At 57.1% G+C, this 16,812-nt stretch carries 12 protein-coding genes; 1 reads left to right on the top strand and 11 read right to left on the bottom strand.

The window, feature by feature from the left end; genetic code table 11:
• Positions 1-183: 183 nt before the first annotated feature.
• The 10 genes from QOY30_RS02740 to QOY30_RS02695 form a co-directional block, all read right to left on the bottom strand.
• Entirely contained in the window at positions 184-1,497 is a 1,314-nt protein-coding gene (locus QOY30_RS02740; RefSeq protein ID WP_283743108.1) for a porin, read from the bottom strand.
• Positions 1,498-1,995: 498 nt separating this feature from the next.
• The gene (gene ppsA, locus QOY30_RS02735; protein ID WP_283743107.1) at positions 1,996-4,371 is read right to left on the bottom strand and encodes a phosphoenolpyruvate synthase; all 2,376 of its coding nucleotides are present in this window, start codon (positions 4,369-4,371) and stop codon (positions 1,996-1,998) included.
• 83 nt (positions 4,372-4,454) lie between these two features.
• Positions 4,455-4,634 (bottom strand): chemotaxis protein, encoded by a 180-nt coding sequence (locus QOY30_RS02730; protein ID WP_283743106.1) that lies wholly within the window; start codon positions 4,632-4,634, stop codon positions 4,455-4,457.
• Positions 4,631-5,218: an electron transport complex protein RnfA gene (locus QOY30_RS02725; protein WP_283743105.1), complete on the bottom strand. Its 588-nt coding sequence runs from the start codon at positions 5,216-5,218 to the stop codon at positions 4,631-4,633. The genes QOY30_RS02730 and QOY30_RS02725 overlap by 4 nt, the downstream gene beginning before the upstream one ends.
• A complete protein-coding gene (gene rsxE, locus QOY30_RS02720) occupies positions 5,215-5,850 on the bottom strand; it encodes an electron transport complex subunit RsxE (RefSeq protein WP_283743104.1) in 636 nt (211 codons plus the stop codon). Before rsxE ends, QOY30_RS02725 begins: the two co-directional genes overlap by 4 nt.
• Positions 5,847-6,527, bottom strand: coding sequence for an RnfABCDGE type electron transport complex subunit G (locus QOY30_RS02715; protein WP_283743103.1), 681 nt, complete (start codon positions 6,525-6,527; stop codon positions 5,847-5,849). Before QOY30_RS02715 ends, rsxE begins: the two co-directional genes overlap by 4 nt.
• Positions 6,524-7,558 carry an RnfABCDGE type electron transport complex subunit D gene (locus QOY30_RS02710; protein ID WP_283743102.1) on the bottom strand — a complete coding sequence of 345 codons (1,035 nt, stop codon included), beginning with the start codon at positions 7,556-7,558 and terminating at the stop codon, positions 6,524-6,526. The genes QOY30_RS02715 and QOY30_RS02710 overlap by 4 nt, the downstream gene beginning before the upstream one ends.
• Positions 7,555-8,985 (bottom strand): electron transport complex subunit RsxC, encoded by a 1,431-nt coding sequence (gene rsxC / locus QOY30_RS02705; RefSeq protein WP_283743101.1) that lies wholly within the window; start codon positions 8,983-8,985, stop codon positions 7,555-7,557. The genes QOY30_RS02710 and rsxC overlap by 4 nt, the downstream gene beginning before the upstream one ends.
• Before the next feature lie 31 nt (positions 8,986-9,016).
• Positions 9,017-13,927, bottom strand: coding sequence for a 2-oxoacid:acceptor oxidoreductase family protein (locus QOY30_RS02700; RefSeq protein WP_283743100.1), 4,911 nt, complete (start codon positions 13,925-13,927; stop codon positions 9,017-9,019).
• 8 nt (positions 13,928-13,935) lie between these two features.
• Complete coding sequence (locus tag QOY30_RS02695) at positions 13,936-14,817, bottom strand: RnfABCDGE type electron transport complex subunit B (RefSeq protein ID WP_283743099.1); 882 nt, start codon at positions 14,815-14,817, stop codon at positions 13,936-13,938.
• A gap of 230 nt (positions 14,818-15,047) precedes the next feature.
• On the opposite strand from QOY30_RS02695, the gene QOY30_RS02690 reads away from it, so the two are divergent.
• Positions 15,048-15,995 carry a LysR family transcriptional regulator gene (locus QOY30_RS02690; RefSeq protein WP_283743098.1) on the top strand — a complete coding sequence of 316 codons (948 nt, stop codon included), beginning with the start codon at positions 15,048-15,050 and terminating at the stop codon, positions 15,993-15,995.
• Here QOY30_RS02690 and ppsR read toward each other — a convergent pair.
• Complete coding sequence (ppsR, locus tag QOY30_RS02685) at positions 15,979-16,794, bottom strand: posphoenolpyruvate synthetase regulatory kinase/phosphorylase PpsR (protein ID WP_283743097.1); 816 nt, start codon at positions 16,792-16,794, stop codon at positions 15,979-15,981. The two genes, QOY30_RS02690 and ppsR, sit on opposite strands and share 17 nt — an antisense overlap.
• Positions 16,795-16,812 lie beyond the last annotated feature (18 nt).

Genomic DNA, 16,812 nt, shown 5'->3' with positions numbered 1-16,812 from the left:
TTTTATGTTCGGCAGCTCATGTATCGCAGATTAGGGCACTCATCGGTGTGTTGAGCGTGTATCCAATCCATCTCTTTTCATTTCCCATCACTTTCTTGCCACTCCGAAAAAAGAAAAAACCCACTGTGTTGCCACAGTGGGTTTTAAGGTTTCCAAACTCCAACTGGCTAAGCCAGCAAGGGATTAGAACTTGACGCGCAGACCAGCACCGTAGGTGTTGAAGGCCGAGATACTGCCAGGACCGGTAGTGCCAACCACGTTCAGTCCACCTGATTTCGCATCATGCATCACAGCAGCGTACAAATTCGTCTTCTTGCTCAGATTGTATTCAACCATGGCAGAGTAGTACTTGTCATCGCCAGTGAGACCTGATGTGTTGTAAGCAGGTATCTTCGCGTCATAGAAACCCAGCGACAACTTGGTCGAAGGAGCGACCTGGTAATTCGCACCCAGCCAGTACACGTTGATGTTCTTTTGCGGGCCGGTAAATGCAGCCGCTGTACCAACGTTATAGCCATAGATCTGACCGATGTTACGGTCCGCGCCGAAATTGCTAGGAGCGGAGATTTGCATGCGCTCGTAACCTGCCTTCAGAGTCAAAGGCTCGGCCACTTGCCAGCGGCCAGCCAGCATGTAGGAGGTCAGATTTTCGTACGTTACGTTGACGGTATTTGCAAGTGCATTAGCTCCAATGCCGGTAGTGTCGTTGGCGTATTGCACGGCTGCCTGCACACCAAAGGTGTCGGCTTCGTAACCAGCGTTAGCCTGGAAGTTGCTGCGTGCCGATGTAGCACCGGCCATGCCGCCCATGCCGTACATGGCATTCACGTTGAAGTTGCCGATCTTCTTGGCGTACTTGACCGCATTGTCAACGCGAGAGTTGTCGGTTGCGCCACCACCACCGTAAGAACCGGAGAAGTTGATCGGCGAGAACATTTGCGCGTTCACCGGATCATAGCCACCACCGACGGAGCCGATGATGTCCAGTTGCAGGCTGTACTGACGACCGAAAGTCACAGTGCCCAGGTCAGCATTGGAAAGACCGATCAAAGCCATGCGGTTGAACAACTGGCCGTTCAGTGCCGTGTCGGCGATCATCATGCCGTTATTGATGCCGCCAGACGCTACATTGGTACCACCAGCCAAGCCGGAAGTTGCGAGTTGGCCGGTACCCAGGCTGAATGCCGATTCCAGTTGGAAGAATGCGCTGCTGCCGTCACCGAGGTCTTCGTTGCCCTTGATACCCCAGCGAGATTGCGACTCGCCGCCGTTCATCATGCCGCGCACCGTACCGATTTTTGCGGTATTGGGTTGAGCGCCGATGGGCACTGCGCCAGTCACAAAGGTCGGGCTAAAGTCACCGGCATTGGTCAACTGGGCAACGCCCAAGTCCAACACGCCGTACAGAGTAACACTGCTTGCGCCGGTGTCGGCGAAAGCCAGTGCAGGTGCTGCCAATGCCGCAGCAACTGCCAATGCGATCATTTTCTTTTGCATATTCATAAACTCCTAAAGTTTTATTGGCCCAATCGGCAAGCACGCTCGCCGATGCATTCTTTTAAATTCTCCTGAGTGAGAATTCGAGGCGCATTATGCCCAAATTGAAAAGCAAAGTGCGACTTGTCATATTTTTTTCATATAACCGTCTCTATTGCGCAACAGCTTTTCCATTTTCATAAAACTGCAATAAAACCGGATTAGATAAAAGCCTTAAGCCCTATATTTGGCGGGCCTATTGAGGGTGTCAGTTATCTCCCTATGATTGTAAGGTTGTAGTAAGTTTGCAATGTAAGATTGTTGTAAGAAAACTATTTGCGTGACGCTGGAATTATAAAAAAGACAAGGTGAAGTTAAAAAAGAGCCCCTCCCCCAAAGGGGAGAGTGGGATGGGGAGGGGAAGGGAAATCACTTGCCGGTGATCCCGGACATGCAGCATGTCCGGTTAGTCGATGCGGTAGCCGGACTCACCTGAATCCGATTGCCTTAGAGCCAAATTTAAATCCCGGCGTTTTCTTTGTCGGCCAACTTGCGCCATGTCTCCAGCAGCGTATCGGGATTGAGCGACATGGTCTGGATGCCGGTCTGCACCAGCCATTGCGCGAAATCAAAATGATCCGAAGGTCCCTGCCCGCAGATGCCGACGTACTTGTTCAGCCGGTTGCAAGTGGTGATCGCCATCTTCAGCAATATCTTCACCGCTGCATCGCGTTCGTCGAAACGGTCTGCAACCAGGCTGGAATCGCGATCCAGCCCCAGCGTGAGTTGCGTGAGGTCGTTGGAGCCGATGGAAAAGCCGTCGAAGTATTGCAGGAACTCTTCAGCCAGCAGCGCATTGGAAGGTATTTCGCACATCATGATGAGGCGCAGGCCCTTTTCGCCGCGTTTCAGACCGTGCTTCTCCAGTGTAGCGACGACTTCGCCCGCCTCTTTCACCGTGCGAACAAACGGGACCATCAGTTCCACATTGGTATAGCCCAGCGTTTCGCGCACGCGCTTCATGGCCCGGCATTCCAGCTCAAAGCATTCGCTGAAGTTCGCCGCGACATAACGTCCGGCACCGCGAAAACCGATCATCGGATTCTCTTCCATCGGCTCGTAGATCTCGCCGCCGAGTAGTTTGCGATATTCATTCGACTTGAAGTCGGACAAACGCACAATCACCGGCTTGGGCCAGAACGCGGCCGCAAGCGTGGATACGCCTTCGGTGATCTTCTCCACATAGAACTCGACCGGGTCGGCATAACCGGCAGAACGTTGCAGCACGGATTCATGCAATTTGGCGGGCAGCTTGTTGTGCTCCAGCACCGCCTTGGGGTGGATGCCGATCAGGTTGTTGATGATGAATTCGAGACGCGCCAGACCGACCCCGGCCGAGGGTAGTTGCGCGAATTCAAATGCCAGCGTCGGATTGCCGACGTTGAGCATCAGCTTCACCGGGATGGCCGGCAGTGCGGCTTCGTTGTGGACAACGACTTCGAACGGCAGCTTGCCGTGGTATACAAATCCGGTGTCGCCTTCGGCACAGGAAGCGGTAACGATCTCGCCTTCCTGCAACGCCGTGGTGGCGTGACCGCAGCCGACGATGGCGGGTATGCCGAGTTCGCGCGCGATGATCGCCGCATGGCAAGTACGGCCGCCGCGATTGGTGATGATGGCGGAGGCCTTCTTCATCACCGGCTCCCAGTTCGGGTCGGTCATGTCGGTGACCAGCACATCGCCAGCCTGCACCTTGTCCATCTCGGCAGTACTGGCAACGATGCGCACACGGCCCGCACCGATTTTCTGTCCGATGGCACGACCTTCGACCAGCACGTCGCCGCGCTGTTGCAAACGGTATTTCTCGGTACCGCCGTTGCTTGCATTGGACTTCACCGTTTCGGGACGCGCCTGCAGAATGTAGAGCTTGCCGTCGATGCCGTCCTTGCCCCACTCGATGTCCATCGGGCGGCCGTAATGCTTTTCAATGGAGACGGCGTAACGCGCCAGTTGCAACACGTCCGCATCGCTCAGGGAAAAACGCTGCTGATCGGCGACGGGCACCGGCTCGATTCGGGTGGAGCGCCCGGCGGAACGTTGTTCGTCGAACACCATGCGTTGTTGTTTGGAACCCAGACTGCGGCGAATCACGGCGGGAAAACCTGCTGCGAGTTGCGGCTTGTGGACATAGAACTCGTCCGGATTGACTGCGCCCTGCACCACCATCTCGCCCAGACCGAAAGAAGAAGTGACGAACACCGCATCGCGGAAACCGGATTCGGTATCCAGCGTAAACAGCACGCCGGATGCACCCAGATCGGAACGCACCATGCGTTGCACACCGGCGGACAGTGCCACATCGGCATGCGTGAAATCCTTGTGCACGCGGTAAGAGATCGCGCGGTCGTTATACAGAGACGCGAACACTTCGCGGATTGCGTGCAGGATATTGTCGATACCCTGGATATTGAGGAAAGTCTCTTGCTGTCCGGCAAATGACGCATCCGGCAGGTCTTCCGCCGTGGCCGAAGAACGCACCGCAAAACTGCCTTCGCCTTCGGCGGAGAGTTTTGCGTAGTGCGTACGAATCTCTTCTTCCAGCCGCTTGGGCAACGGCGCTTCGACGATCCAGCTGCGTATCATGCGACCGGCTTCAGCCAGCGCCGTGACATCTTCCACATTCAGTTTGACCAGTGCCTGCTCGATGCGTTTGTCCAATCCGTCATTCGCCAGAAAATCGCGATACGCCTGCGCCGTTGTGGCAAAGCCGCCGGGTACATGCACGCCGGACGAGCTCAGGTTGGAAATCATTTCGCCCAGCGATGCGTTTTTTCCGCCCACCTCGGGAATATCTGCAAGACCCAGAGACTGGAATGGAATGACGTAAGGTTGCATGCACTTCTCCTGTTTTTCTGATTTGGTTGCTATGGACTGCCGGATTCCCCGGCCGGAATTATATGACGGCAACTGCTAATATGTTAGTGTTTGTGCTCGTTCTCGCATGTGTCGCCCGTACATTTGCCGCAGCACCCCTCGCCCATCCTGCGTGCCGTGCCGAATTCCGGATGATGGTGGGCAAAGCGGTTGGCTGCCGCCTGCACGACAACCCACGCCACCATGACAAACAGCAATAACCCCACCGTGTACAGATAAATCATTCTCCACCTCCTATTCCGGAAAAGCCCATGAACGACAGGGACAATAAACCGCCGATCACCACGCTCAGCGCGGCGCCCTGCACCAGCGTCGGCACGTTGGACAACTGCATGCGTTCGCGCACACCGGCCATGAGTATCAGCGCCAGCGTAAAGCCGATGCCGCCGCCGATGCTATACGCCAGCGACTGAGCAAAGTTGTACTGGCGGGCAGTCTGGAACAGCGCCACGCCGAGCACAGCACAGTTGGTGGTGATCAGCGGCAGATAGATACCCAGTTGCCGGAACAACTCTGGGAAAGTTTTTTTCACGAACATTTCCACCAGTTGCACTGCACAGGCGATGACCGTGATGAAGGTGATCACGCTGAGGAATTCCAGATGGAAGTACACCAGCACCTGGTTCAGGAAATAGGCCGAAACCGAGGCCACCAGAATCACGAAGGCAGTGGCAATACCCATGGGCACCGCAGTGCTGAGCTTCTGCGACACGCCGAGGAAAGGGCACATGCCGAGGAACATCGCCAGCACGAAATTGCCGGGCAGGATGGTGGTCAGCAGGATATTGGCAACGGAGGCGTTGTTCATGATTGCGCTCCTTCCAATTGCACGTTGCGTTTCTTGCTGAGGTGACGGAAAGTGGCAATCGTGATGAGCCAGAACGCCAGCACCAGGAAGCCGCCGGGCGGCAACACCATCACCACCCACGGCTGGAAGTGATCGCCGAACAACGCCACGCCGAACAGTTTGCCGGCACCGAGAATCTCGCGCACGCAACCAATCATGAACAGGCCCAGTGTGAATCCCAGTCCCATACCGAGCGCGTTGGTGGTGGCAGGCAGCGGCGGGTTCTTCGCGGCATGCGCTTCGGCGCGGCCCAGCAGCACGCAGTTGGCCACGATCAGTTTGATGTAAGCACCGAGCGCCTCATACAAATCAAGACTGATGGCCTGGATCGCGTAGTCCACCACGGTGACGAAGGTGGCGATGATGACGATGTAACTGGCAATGCGCACTTGCTTGGGAATGGCATTGCGCAACAGCGACACCAGCAGACACGAGGTCCCCAGCACAAAAGTGGTAGCCAGCCCCATGGAAATCGCATTCACCGCCGACACGGTCACCGCAAGGGTCGGGCACATGCCCAGCACCATGACGAAGATCGGATTCTGCTTCCACAAGCCGTTCAAGAATTCATCGAAACTGGTAGGTGTATTCATGATGGGTTCCTTAATTTGTCCAGATGCGGCAAAAGTCGGGGTAACAAAGCCTGCGCGGATTCGTTGATGCCGCGGCCCACTGCCTTGGAGGTCACCGTCGCACCGGCGATGGCATCGATCTGCCAGGGATTTGTCTTGGTGCCGTGCTTGACCGTCTTGACCGCGTTGGCAAGGCTTTGCAGATCGGACGACAAGCTCACATCCAGCGCCTCGAAGTTTTTCAGGAACGCCTGGTCGGTGAGTATCTTGTCCCCGATGCCGGGTGTTTCGCGCATCGAGATCACACCGATGCCGGTGATGGCGTGCTTGTCCATGTCATAGGCATAAAGTATGCGCACCTGATCGGCATAGCCGGAGGAGGAAGCTTCCGCCGCGATGCCCGTCAATTTTTTGGCAGCGTCGTAAACCGCGTAGAACATCACCGATCCGGCGGGCACCTTGTCCTGGCCTTCGGCATTTGTAATTCCGCTTTGATCGGCAAAATAAGGCACGACGCTTTTCGCATTCGGGAAGACCTTGAACACTTGCCTGTCCAGCGCGAGTTTCTTGTTCGCGTTCACTGCCGGCAGCGTGATCTGGTAGATGCCGACGATGATGATGCCGCAGATGACAGACACCAACCCCAGCGTGCGCACCATCGCAAAACTTGGCGTATTGATTTCCGGAGTGTCGCTCATGATTTACCTTTTTTACCGCCGAGTATGCGGGGCTGATTGAACTGGTCCAGCAGGGATCCTGTCGCATTGGCGATCAGGATGGCGTACATCACTCCTTCGGTCAGACCGCCGAAATAACGGATCACGACGGTCAGGATGCCGATCAGCGCGCCGTAAAGCCAGATGCCGCGCGGAGTGACGGGCGAAGTCGCCATGTCGGTTGCCATGAACCACGCTCCCAGCATCAAACCGCCGGAAAGCAGCACGAAGGTCGGCGTGGGATAACGTGCCGGTTGCGCGAAATGAAACGCCCAGGCCAATAGCGCGGCGCTACCCAATATTGCAACCGGAATACGCCAATCGAGAAATTTTCTGTATGCCAAATACAGGCCGCACAGCAGGATCAGGATGGCCGAAGTTTCGCCCGCGCTGGCCGTGATATTCCCGTTCAGGAAATCCATGGAAGAGGCGGTGATGTTCTCGAACTTCCAGCGCGCCAGCGGCGTTGCGCCGGTAAAGGCGTCCATGCCCTGCTGTTTGACCCAGAGCGCGATGTCCGGCGGCACCATGAACGGCGCAGTCAGCGACGACGGGATAAATTCGCCAAAGCGATGCGGCATATAGGCGGGCACCCAGGTGCTAATCGCCGTCGGGAACGCGGCCTGCACAAATGCGCGTCCGATCAGCGCCGGGTTGAACGGGTTCTGGCCCAGACCGCCGAACAGCGACTTGCCCAGCCAGATCGCCGCAAAGCCCGCAACCGCGCCCATCCACAGCGGAAAGGAAGGTGGCAGCGTGAGCGCCAGCAGCACCCCGGTGATGACAGCACTCCAGTCGGACAAAGAATTGCCGTTGTCCCTGATCAGGTTATTGACACGCTCCGCGGCCAGACAGGCCAGCGTAACGACCAGTATCAACGCGGCAGCCGACAGTCCGTATTGCCATATGGAAAAAACGCAGATCGGCAACAGTGCAAATACCACGTTGCGCATGATGACAGGGACATCACGCCCGCTGTGCTGGTGGGGCGAGGTACGTAACTCTATGCTCATGCTGTGGCCTTTTTACGGTTGAGTGCCTTGGCGATGCGGAACTGCTGCACCAATGGAATATGCGAAGGACAGACGTAGCTGCAGCAGCCGCACTCGAAGCAACGCTCCAGGTTGTAGCGTTCTGCCATCAGCTCGTATTCGCTCTTGGCCGCGAGCAATCCCATTTGCGACGGGTTGAGGAACTTGGGACATACCTTGAGACATTCGCCGCACTTGATGCAGGAATAGGTGCGCTGGGTTTCCACCGGCAGCTGGCCTTTGCCGAACGCGAGCACACCCGAAGTGCCTTTGGTGACGGGCACATCCAGCGAAGAGATGGTCATGCCCATCATCGGCCCGCCGAGTATGATTTCTTTCGCACTGCTGCGCGCACCGACCTGCTCCAGCAGGAAACGCAACGGGGTTCCTATCGGCACGATGTAGTTGCCGGGACGTTCCACCGCCGGGCCGGCCACAGTGATCACGCGCTCGACGATGCCTTCCCCGGCAGGCAACAGACGCCCGAGATAAGCCAGCGTCATCACGTTGTTCACCAGCACGCCTATGGAAGCTGGGCGCTGTCCGGCAGGAATCTCGCGCCCGAGCAGCGCGTAGATAATGGTGTCTTCCGCGCCCTGCGGATATTTGGTTTCCAGCGCCTTTACCGTAATGCTGCCGTCGGCAGGCAGCGCGGCCTGAATCGCCGCAATGGCATCCGGCTTGTTGTTCTCGACGCCGATGACAGTGCGCGGCGCACCGCTGGCTTTCATGGCGATGCGGATGCCGCGCAGCAGATCCTGTGTGCGTTCGACCATGACGCGATGGTCGCAAGTGAGAAAAGGTTCGCATTCGGCACCGTTCACCACCATGGTGTCGATGACGGTTTCCGGCGGCACGCTGAGCTTCACATGCGCGGGGAAAGTGGCGCCGCCCAGACCGGAAATTCCGGTACTCTGAATCGCGGCCATCAATTCATTCTTGTCCAATGCATCGACATCAAGCGGCGCACGCACCTGTACTTCCTGGCCGTCGGCTTCATACACGCGAATGGTGATGGAATCCACCATCTTGCCGTTGGCAGCGGGCATCACCCCTATCGCTTCGACCACGCCGGTGGCCGGTGCATGTACAGGCAGGGAAACGAATCCGTCCGCCGTCGCAATGACCTGGCCGCGCAATACTTCCTGACCGACGTTAACGCAGCACACCGCCGCTTTTCCGATGTGCTGCGACAGCGGCACGATCAGGCGCGGTGCGAACGCCATTCGGCGTATCGGCAAGCTGCCGGTCTCTTTGTGATAGTCCGGATGGATGCCGTGCTCGAAGGTCGCGTTACGAGAGAAGAGGGAAGAGAGAAGGGAAAAGGGAAAGAACCTTCCCGGCAGGGAGGGTCGCGCCATAGGCGCGGGGTGGGCATCCCCCTTCTCCTTTCCCCCTTTACTCTTCATTACAATCGCGTCATTTTTCACAATCACACCCTCAATTAAACTTCGCTGCGCGTTGTTTAAGCTTGTCCAGGTTCGGCTCATTCATGTTCCACGGCGTACCGGGGTGGATGACGCCTGCGGTGCATTTTTCTGCCGCTTTAACCAGGTCCAGATAAGTGCCCGCCTTCGGGTTGAGGACGACGACTTTTTTCGCATCATTGTAGCCAAATACCTTTGAATTGATGTTGATGCATTCGTCGCACGCCGTGCATTCCGGCGTGTCGACCCAGGCCTGCTCATAGCCGTCCGCATTAGCGGCGGGTGCTGTCGCAACGACCGCTCGCGGCGCGTCGCTGGAGCTGAGGCCGAGACCGGAAGACAGTTTCTGTATCAACTCCTGCCGCACGCGGCTGGCAATGGCTTCTTCGTTGACCTGCGGACGGTTGATGCCGGCCACGTCCTTGAGCTGGTGCCAAAACTGCAATCGTTCTTCACAAGCACGCACCATCTCCACCGACGTCAGCACTCGCATCAGGCGATTCTTCTTGTCCACCGACCAGATGAACGGGAATTTGCCGTCGCGTTCATCCTCGGACAGTTTGAGGAAATCACCCAGCGACACCATGTTGTCATTCCAGGTTTCCGGCGGTGCCTTCTTGAACTGCTTGGCGAAACGGCCTTCGGTCAATGCGAAATCGGCGAACGTCATGGGCACGTTCATCGATTTCTTGACGCCCTTCTCATCCACATAGTCGAGGTTGTAAACCGGCCAGTCGGCGTCCAGCGCCGGATTGCCTTCCAGCGTGACACACTCGGAGAAGGTCACGCCCAGATCCGGGTTGTAGCGAAACAACGGGAAAGCACGCCCTTCCACGGCCATCTTGCTTTGCTCCACGGCGCTGTTGTCGCCCACGCCGTGTTCAGGCGGGCACACTGCGTACACGTTGAACAATGCAGGGCGGCGGCTGTTCAAACCGTCGATGAAGCTTTCCAGCAAGTGCGTGGTGTTGGCCAGTGAACCCTGCGTTACAAAAGAAGTGCGGTGCGCCATGCCGATGATGCTGATCTCTTTGCGCTTCTCGGTCTTGCCGTGCTTGCTTGCGCCGTACGGCGACATGTCGGCCACTTGGCTGATGAAGCCGGAGGTACAGGCCTGTCCACCGGTGTTGGAATACACCTGCGTATCCACGATCAGGATCTTGATCGGCTTGCCCGCCATCAGGGCACGCGACAAATTCTGGAAACCGATATCGAACATCGCACCGTCGCCGCCCATTGCCAGCACCGGCGGACACAGATGCCATTCTTCGTCGCTGAGTTGTTCCCAGTTGAAGCGTGCGAAGAAGTCGTCTTTCTCGACCGGATCATAACCACCTGCAAGCTCCATCTCGACCTGGCGCACAGTCTTGAAACCTTCCACCATCTTGGCCATGTGTCCTTCAAACACGCCCATCGCTACCGATGGCGAATCCTGGAACAGGTGCGAAGTCCACGGGAACGGATACGGATTGAACGGGAAAGTGGACGCCCACACCGAGGTGCAGCCGGTGGAGTTGACGATACCCATTTCGGCCCGGCCTTTCTTGCTCGGCCCTTCCATGTAGCGCCAACGCAGGTCCTTGAGTTTTTCCAGCATCTGGCTCACGCGACGCAACCATTGCGGGTCGATAGGCTGGCCGGGATGTTTTGCCAGCAGGCTTTCCGACAGGTTGGCCAAGGTCAGGTCGTGCCCCTTGTTGGCCTGTACCGCCTGCATCAGCGCTTGCGTGTCAGTCAGATCGACCGAGCTGCTGAGCTTCATGCGTACGTGGTTTTCCAAACTGGAGATCAAGTTATCCAGCTTGCCCAGGAATTTCTTCACGCGCGGTTGCTGCAGCGCAGTGACCGTGCTGGTAAACAAGTGAATGGTCGACTTCTCGCCGCAACCCAGGCAGGCGCCGTCGCCGCTGGCCATGGACTGGTAGTTGTGCTTGTCCAGCAACAGCGTTTCCAGTGCGCCAACTTTTTCGTCCAGATCGTCGATGCGGCTGAATTGCGGCGGCGTGGTCGGCAGGTCTAGCCAGAAGTTCCAGTCATCGCGCATCGTCTCAATGGATTCTGCAGTCTGCGTGACCATTTTCAGCGCATTGTCGCCGCACTCCGCCACGCAGATCGCGCAGCCCTTGCACGTGTAGGGATTGATGGTGATCGAGAACAGTCCGCCAGCGCCTTTTTCCTTCTTCTCTTTTTGCGTCCAGTACGGCTTGGTGGTGGCGAACTTGAAGCCGCCGACCTCGGCACGCAACAGGTTCAATTCGGCTTCCAGACGGCCACGGTCTTCGCCTTGCGTCGGGTCTTCCGCGAACGCTTCGGTGATGGCATTGGCCAACAGCGCACGAACATCCAAGCCATCCTTGTCCAGCGCGCTGCGCAGTTTTTTGTCGATGACGCGGCTGAATTTGCGCAGGAAACGCGTCGGACGCCCGCCGGTCTCGATCTTCTGGATAGCGGTATTGAGCACGTCTGTCGTGGTCGTAACCAGGCCGGGAATGGCGCTATCCGGACATTGCGTGAAGCAATTGCCGCAAGCGGTGCAGTTCTCGGCCATCCATTCCGGATGCTCAAAACGCACACCGGTCATGTCGCGATACACGCCTGTCACGGCGGGAATCACGGACAAGCCCATGAATGGGTCGACCAAATTGTCGGAGCCCTGGCCCTTCATATAGAAGCTGCCGGTCTGTTCCCAGAAGCGGTGGATATCGGAAATGCCGCCGTCGCCTTCCGGCAGTTGCTGCAGCATCACCGGTAGTGCGGGTGCGGCCTTGCCCACAACCTTGGCACGCTTGCCCACGATCATCTGCTCCGGCTTGATCTCGTGCATTTCTTCGTAGCCGCGACGCACCACGCGCAGGTTGTCCTCGACGATGCGTTTGCCCTTCTTGCCAAACTTGGATTCGAGCTGGTTCTCAATGGCGGTAAACAGGGTCTCTTCGGAGAGACCGGCACGCTCCTTCACATCGGAAGCGCGGAAGAACGCGCCCTGGAAGGCATTGCCCTGCATACGCAATTGCAGGTCGGTGTTGCTGGATTCTTCGCGGGCGATCTTGAATGCATCCAGGAAAAACACGCGGATCTTCTTGTCCACGATATATTTCTGTGTCTGCATGGGGAGGGTTTCCCACAGCGCTTCTGCGGTGCCCAGATTGCTCTGGATGATGAACACGCCGCCCTCGCGCATGCCTTCCAGCGCGTTGGTATGGCCGAACACCTGCGGGTCCGGCGACATCACCACATCAACGTTGGTGTATTCGCAGTTGATGCGGATGGGTTCCGGCGCGGCGGACAGATAATAAGTCGTCGGCTGGCCTTTCTTCTCGGAGCCGTATTTCGGATTGGCCTTGATGTCCCAGCCCAGCAATTCGAACAGGGTCATCGCCAGGTTCTTGCCGGTGGTCACCGCACCCCAGCCGCCGATGGAGTGCATACGCACGGCGATAGCATTCTTGGGCAACAGGTTGGGGTTTTCGGAACCGCGCAGTGCCAGATTCTTGATACCGGGATAGGCGGTCTGCAATTCCTGCTGGCGGATCTCCTGCTTCGGATTGGCCGATTCGTCGCGTACAAAATCCACGGACAGGTAATAGAACTTGCGGTGTGCCGCGCCGGGCAGCATGTTTTCCACTGCCGCGATCAAGCCTTCGGGTTGCAGGTCGCGCGAACCCAGGCCGTAGCAACCGGAATACAGCGACGGCATATCCTTGGCGCTGTCGTAGGTGGCGTACTCGGGGTAAGTCTTGTCGCGCCCGTTTTCCAGACATTTAGTCACGGTGGAGCGCACTTCGCGCATCAACGGCAAGTCTTCAGACAATGGCTGGTCTGTGCGTTCCAGCACAGCCACGCCCTTCTTGCCTTTCAGCACTTGGCCCAGTAAATCGCCGGGGAACGGCCGGTACATGGTCAGATTGACTACGCCCACCTTGATCTTGCGCGTCTCGCGCAGCCAGTCGGCAACAGCTGCAGCCTGCACGGTCATGCTGCCCTGGCCCAAGATGATGTAATCGGCATCGTCGCAACGGTAGTTGTCAATACGGCCATATTGGCGGCCGGTCAGCGCATGGAACTCTGCGGCATTCTTGTCGAACAGCGCGGGGATATGGTCGAAGAAATATGGACGTTGTGCAGCCACGGCCTGCATGTAGGCATCCTGATTCTGCACCACGCCGGTTTGCATGGGATTGTCCACATCCCAGTTGGATGGCACACGACGGCGCTTGGGTCCGTACAACATCTGCTGCGCGGGCGTCGGTGTATCAATCAGGTCGTCGGCATTGCCCAGGTATTCGGCGATCAGTTCACGCTCCGGCACCATCATCGGCTCGATGAGGTGGGTCGTGAGGAAGCCGTCCTGCGCCACGATGGCGGGGGTCAGTGCCAGCTCTGCAGTCTTGCGACCGATCATGTTGAGGTCGGCGGCTTCCTGCGCGTTCTTGGCCATCACCTGGATAAATCCTGTGTCATCCGCACAGTGATAATCGTCATGCGCACAGTGCACATTCAGCGTTGTCTTGGTAATGGCGCGGCAGCCAAGGTTCAGCACATAAGGCAGGCGCTTGCCAACGGCGGCATACAGCGACTCATGCATGAAGGCCAGGCCTTGCGACGAAGTGAAGTTCACGGCGCGCAGGCCGGTCATGGACATACCGGCGGTGACACCGGCAGCGGCGTGTTCGGATTCCGGCTCAACGAAGATCAACGGATGACCGCCCGTATTCAAATGGCCTTTGGCGACTTCTTCCGCCCAGTATTCGCCCATTTGCGTGGACGGGGTGATGGGGTAAGCACCCGCGGCCTGCGAGGCTTCGCGCTCGACCATGATCACGGCCGTGTTGCCGTCGATGGCATCGCGCGTACCGGGATACTTGTATTGTGTATGGCTACCGGAATCGGCGCCCATCAATTTTTGCTTGAGTTTGCTTAACATGATTTCCCCTATGCTTCTGCGATGACAGGTAATGGTTCGATACGGATAATTTTTTTGGCGGACTTGCCTTTGCCGATACGGTCGCCTTCGAGCCAAACTATGGCGCCCGTGGGGCAACGCTCAATTGCCTGACGGCTTGCACTGTCGTTCCTGGCATAGTCGATCACGGCCAGGTTGCGTTCCAGATGAATCAGGCCCGGAGACGCATCGACCACGCAACGGCCGCAGGCGGTGCACGCCACTTCGCAAGCAGCTTCTGCCGCATCACCATCATCCTCGTTGCGGCACGCCATCCATAATTTGTGGGACACGCCATGAATCGAGAACAGGTTCTTGGGGCAAATATCGACGCAGTCGCCACAAGCGGTGCATTTGGCCAAGTCGACCACCGGCAGGCCCTGGCTATCCATATGTATGGCATCGAACTCGCACACGTCGGCGCAATCGCCCAAACCCAGACATCCCCAGGCACAACTCTTGCCGCCGCCGCCCGCAACGGCGGCGGCGCGGCAGGAAGACAACCCCGCGTAATGGGCGCGCATCTTGGCGACATGCTTGCCGCCGGCGCAGGCCAATCGCGCCACGCGTTTTTCGACATTGCCCATGGCAACGCCCAGCATGGCAGCAATCTTTTTGTTTTGATCCGGAGTATTGACGGAGCAGGAGGCGGGTTCGATCAGGCCTTCGACCACGCGCTCGGCAAAGTTGCGACAACCTGCAGTACCACAGGCGCCACAATTGGAATGAGGGAGCAATTCTTCGACCAGACTGATGCGGGGGTCTTCATATACATAGAGTCGCTTGTCGGCTATGGCCAGGAAAAATGCCAACAGGCCGCCCAAGACGGCCATAAATGCTCCCGTGACAAGCACGCTGTTTAGAATTTCCATGTCTCTCCCCGCTTCAATAAATCTGCTGTTAGAGCTTGCACTCTGCTCTCTTCAGCTATACTTATCAACGCCCCACAAAGCGTCTCTGGTGAACTTAAAAAACTTCAAATCCCTACTTTTTTTATTGTTAAGGGAAGATTAATCCAAGCTACAATCATTCCGCGAATCAATTCTTTCAATCATAATTATAAAAATTTGAATTATTGTGTGATCGGCCAGGGGAGGCGGAGATGGACACCGATAAAAAGAGTTATTACAAGAACAATCGCCTTAAGCAGATGCGTGCGTTTTGCGAGGTCGTTCGAACCGGAAGCGTTACTTTAGCCGCACAAAGACTATTCCTGAGCCAACCCTCAGTGACCTTGCAGATCCAGGCAATGGAACGGGAAATGGGCGTGACAGTATTTGAGCGCCGTGGTCCAGTACTCAAGCTGACACCGGATGGCGAGGCGCTACACTCACTTGCAAAGCCTCTAGTTCTTGGTATAGACAGCCTGCAGGAAAATTTCGCGGCACAGCATGGCAAGCTGGATTCGGGCGTACTGAACATCGGTGCCGGTGAATCCACCATCCTCTACATACTGCCGGAAGCGGTCAGCCGTTTCGTCAACGCACACCCGCGCATCCAGCTCAAAATAGACAATGTCACCGGACGCGACGGGCTGAAGATGCTGCGTGCAGACGAGATTGATTTTGCCGTCGGTTCCATGCTGGATGTGCCCGACGACATCACCTATCAACCCGTGGCGACGTTCGACCCGGCCCTGATCGTCCCGCTCAATCACCCGCTGGCCGACCACCCCTCGGTCACACTGGAGGAGATCAGCCAATATGGACTGATCCTCCCGCCCCGCCATCTCTCGACCTGGCGCATGGTCAAGTACGTGTTCCAGCAGCACAACCTGACCTTTACCGTGACGCTGGAAGCGGGCGGATGGGAAGTCATCAAGAAATACGTGGAATTGGGCATGGGCATTTCCATCGTGACCGACATCTGCCTGACCGGCACCGAAAAGCTGGTGAGCATCCCGCTCAATCAATACTTCCCGCAGCGCGGTTATGGACTTGTGTTGCGCAAAGGTCGGTTCCTGTCGCCGCAGGCCAGGCGCTTCGTCGAGATACTGCAGGAAGTTTACGGTCTGGAAGCGACACCGACCCAGCTTAGCGTTCGAGATTGAGCGCCTGCATCAATTGCACGGCCAACTCTTCAATCGAACGTGAAGTGGTGTCGAACCATTTGATGCCTTCGCGCCGCATCATCCGTTCTGCCGCCGCAACTTCATAGCGGCAGTTCTCCAGCGATGAATATTTGCTGTTCGGACGGCGTTCGTAGCGTATGCGTTGCAACTGATCGGGAGCGATGGTCAAACCGTACAGTTTGTCGCGGTAAGGCTGCAACCTCGACGGCAAGACATCGCGTTCAAAGTCTTCAGGGATCAGCGGATAGTTGGCCGCCTTCAGTGAGAACTGCAAGGATAAATACAGGCTGGTCGGTGTCTTGCCACTGCGCGACACCCCCACCAGAATGATGTCGGCGCTCTTCAGATCGGTATCTGAAACGCCGTCGTCATGGGCCAGTGCAAAATTCATGGCTGCAATACGCGCGTTGTATTCAGGATTGGCCTGCCCGTGCGAACGCCCCATTGCACGGGAGTAGCGACAACCCAGTTCCTGCTCCAGCGGGGCGATAAAGGAATCGAACATGTCGATGAAGAATGCATCGGCCCGATGCAGGATCGCGCTGAGCTCCTGATTCGTCTGTGTCAGGATGACAATGGGGTGCACACCTTCCCGCCGATTCACATCATTGATGCGTGCCAGACATTCATTGGCTTTGTCTTCGCTATCGATGAAAGGAAAACGCAAAGGCCGGTATTCGATCCCTTCGAATTGCGAAAGCAAACCGTGCCCAAGTGTTTCTGCGGTGATACCGGTGCCGTCCGACACATAGATGACGGTACGTTTCTGAGTCGCCATAGCTCCACAATCCTGAAT

Origin of the sequence: Sideroxydans sp. CL21 (assembly GCF_902459525.1) — a bacterium.
Lineage (GTDB): Bacteria > Pseudomonadota > Gammaproteobacteria > Burkholderiales > Gallionellaceae > Sideroxyarcus.
This window is presented reverse-complemented; position numbering and strand designations above follow the sequence as displayed.

Excerpts from the sequence above, each read along its gene's own strand:
- QOY30_RS02740 (WP_283743108.1), bottom strand. The coding sequence starts at position 1,497 with ATGCAAAAGAAAATGATCGCATTGGCAGTTGCTGCGGCATTGGCAGCA.
- ppsA (WP_283743107.1), bottom strand. The coding sequence starts at position 4,371 with ATGCAACCTTACGTCATTCCATTCCAGTCTCTGGGTCTTGCAGATATT.
- QOY30_RS02730 (WP_283743106.1), bottom strand. The coding sequence starts at position 4,634 with ATGATTTATCTGTACACGGTGGGGTTATTGCTGTTTGTCATGGTGGCG.
- QOY30_RS02725 (WP_283743105.1), bottom strand. The coding sequence starts at position 5,218 with ATGAACAACGCCTCCGTTGCCAATATCCTGCTGACCACCATCCTGCCC.
- rsxE (WP_283743104.1), bottom strand. The coding sequence starts at position 5,850 with ATGAATACACCTACCAGTTTCGATGAATTCTTGAACGGCTTGTGGAAG.
- QOY30_RS02715 (WP_283743103.1), bottom strand. The coding sequence starts at position 6,527 with ATGAGCGACACTCCGGAAATCAATACGCCAAGTTTTGCGATGGTGCGC.
- QOY30_RS02710 (WP_283743102.1), bottom strand. The coding sequence starts at position 7,558 with ATGAGCATAGAGTTACGTACCTCGCCCCACCAGCACAGCGGGCGTGAT.
- rsxC (WP_283743101.1), bottom strand. The coding sequence starts at position 8,985 with ATGAAGAGTAAAGGGGGAAAGGAGAAGGGGGATGCCCACCCCGCGCCT.
- QOY30_RS02700 (WP_283743100.1), bottom strand. The coding sequence starts at position 13,927 with ATGTTAAGCAAACTCAAGCAAAAATTGATGGGCGCCGATTCCGGTAGC.
- QOY30_RS02695 (WP_283743099.1), bottom strand. The coding sequence starts at position 14,817 with ATGGAAATTCTAAACAGCGTGCTTGTCACGGGAGCATTTATGGCCGTC.
- QOY30_RS02690 (WP_283743098.1), top strand. The coding sequence starts at position 15,048 with ATGGACACCGATAAAAAGAGTTATTACAAGAACAATCGCCTTAAGCAG.
- ppsR (WP_283743097.1), bottom strand. The coding sequence starts at position 16,794 with ATGGCGACTCAGAAACGTACCGTCATCTATGTGTCGGACGGCACCGGT.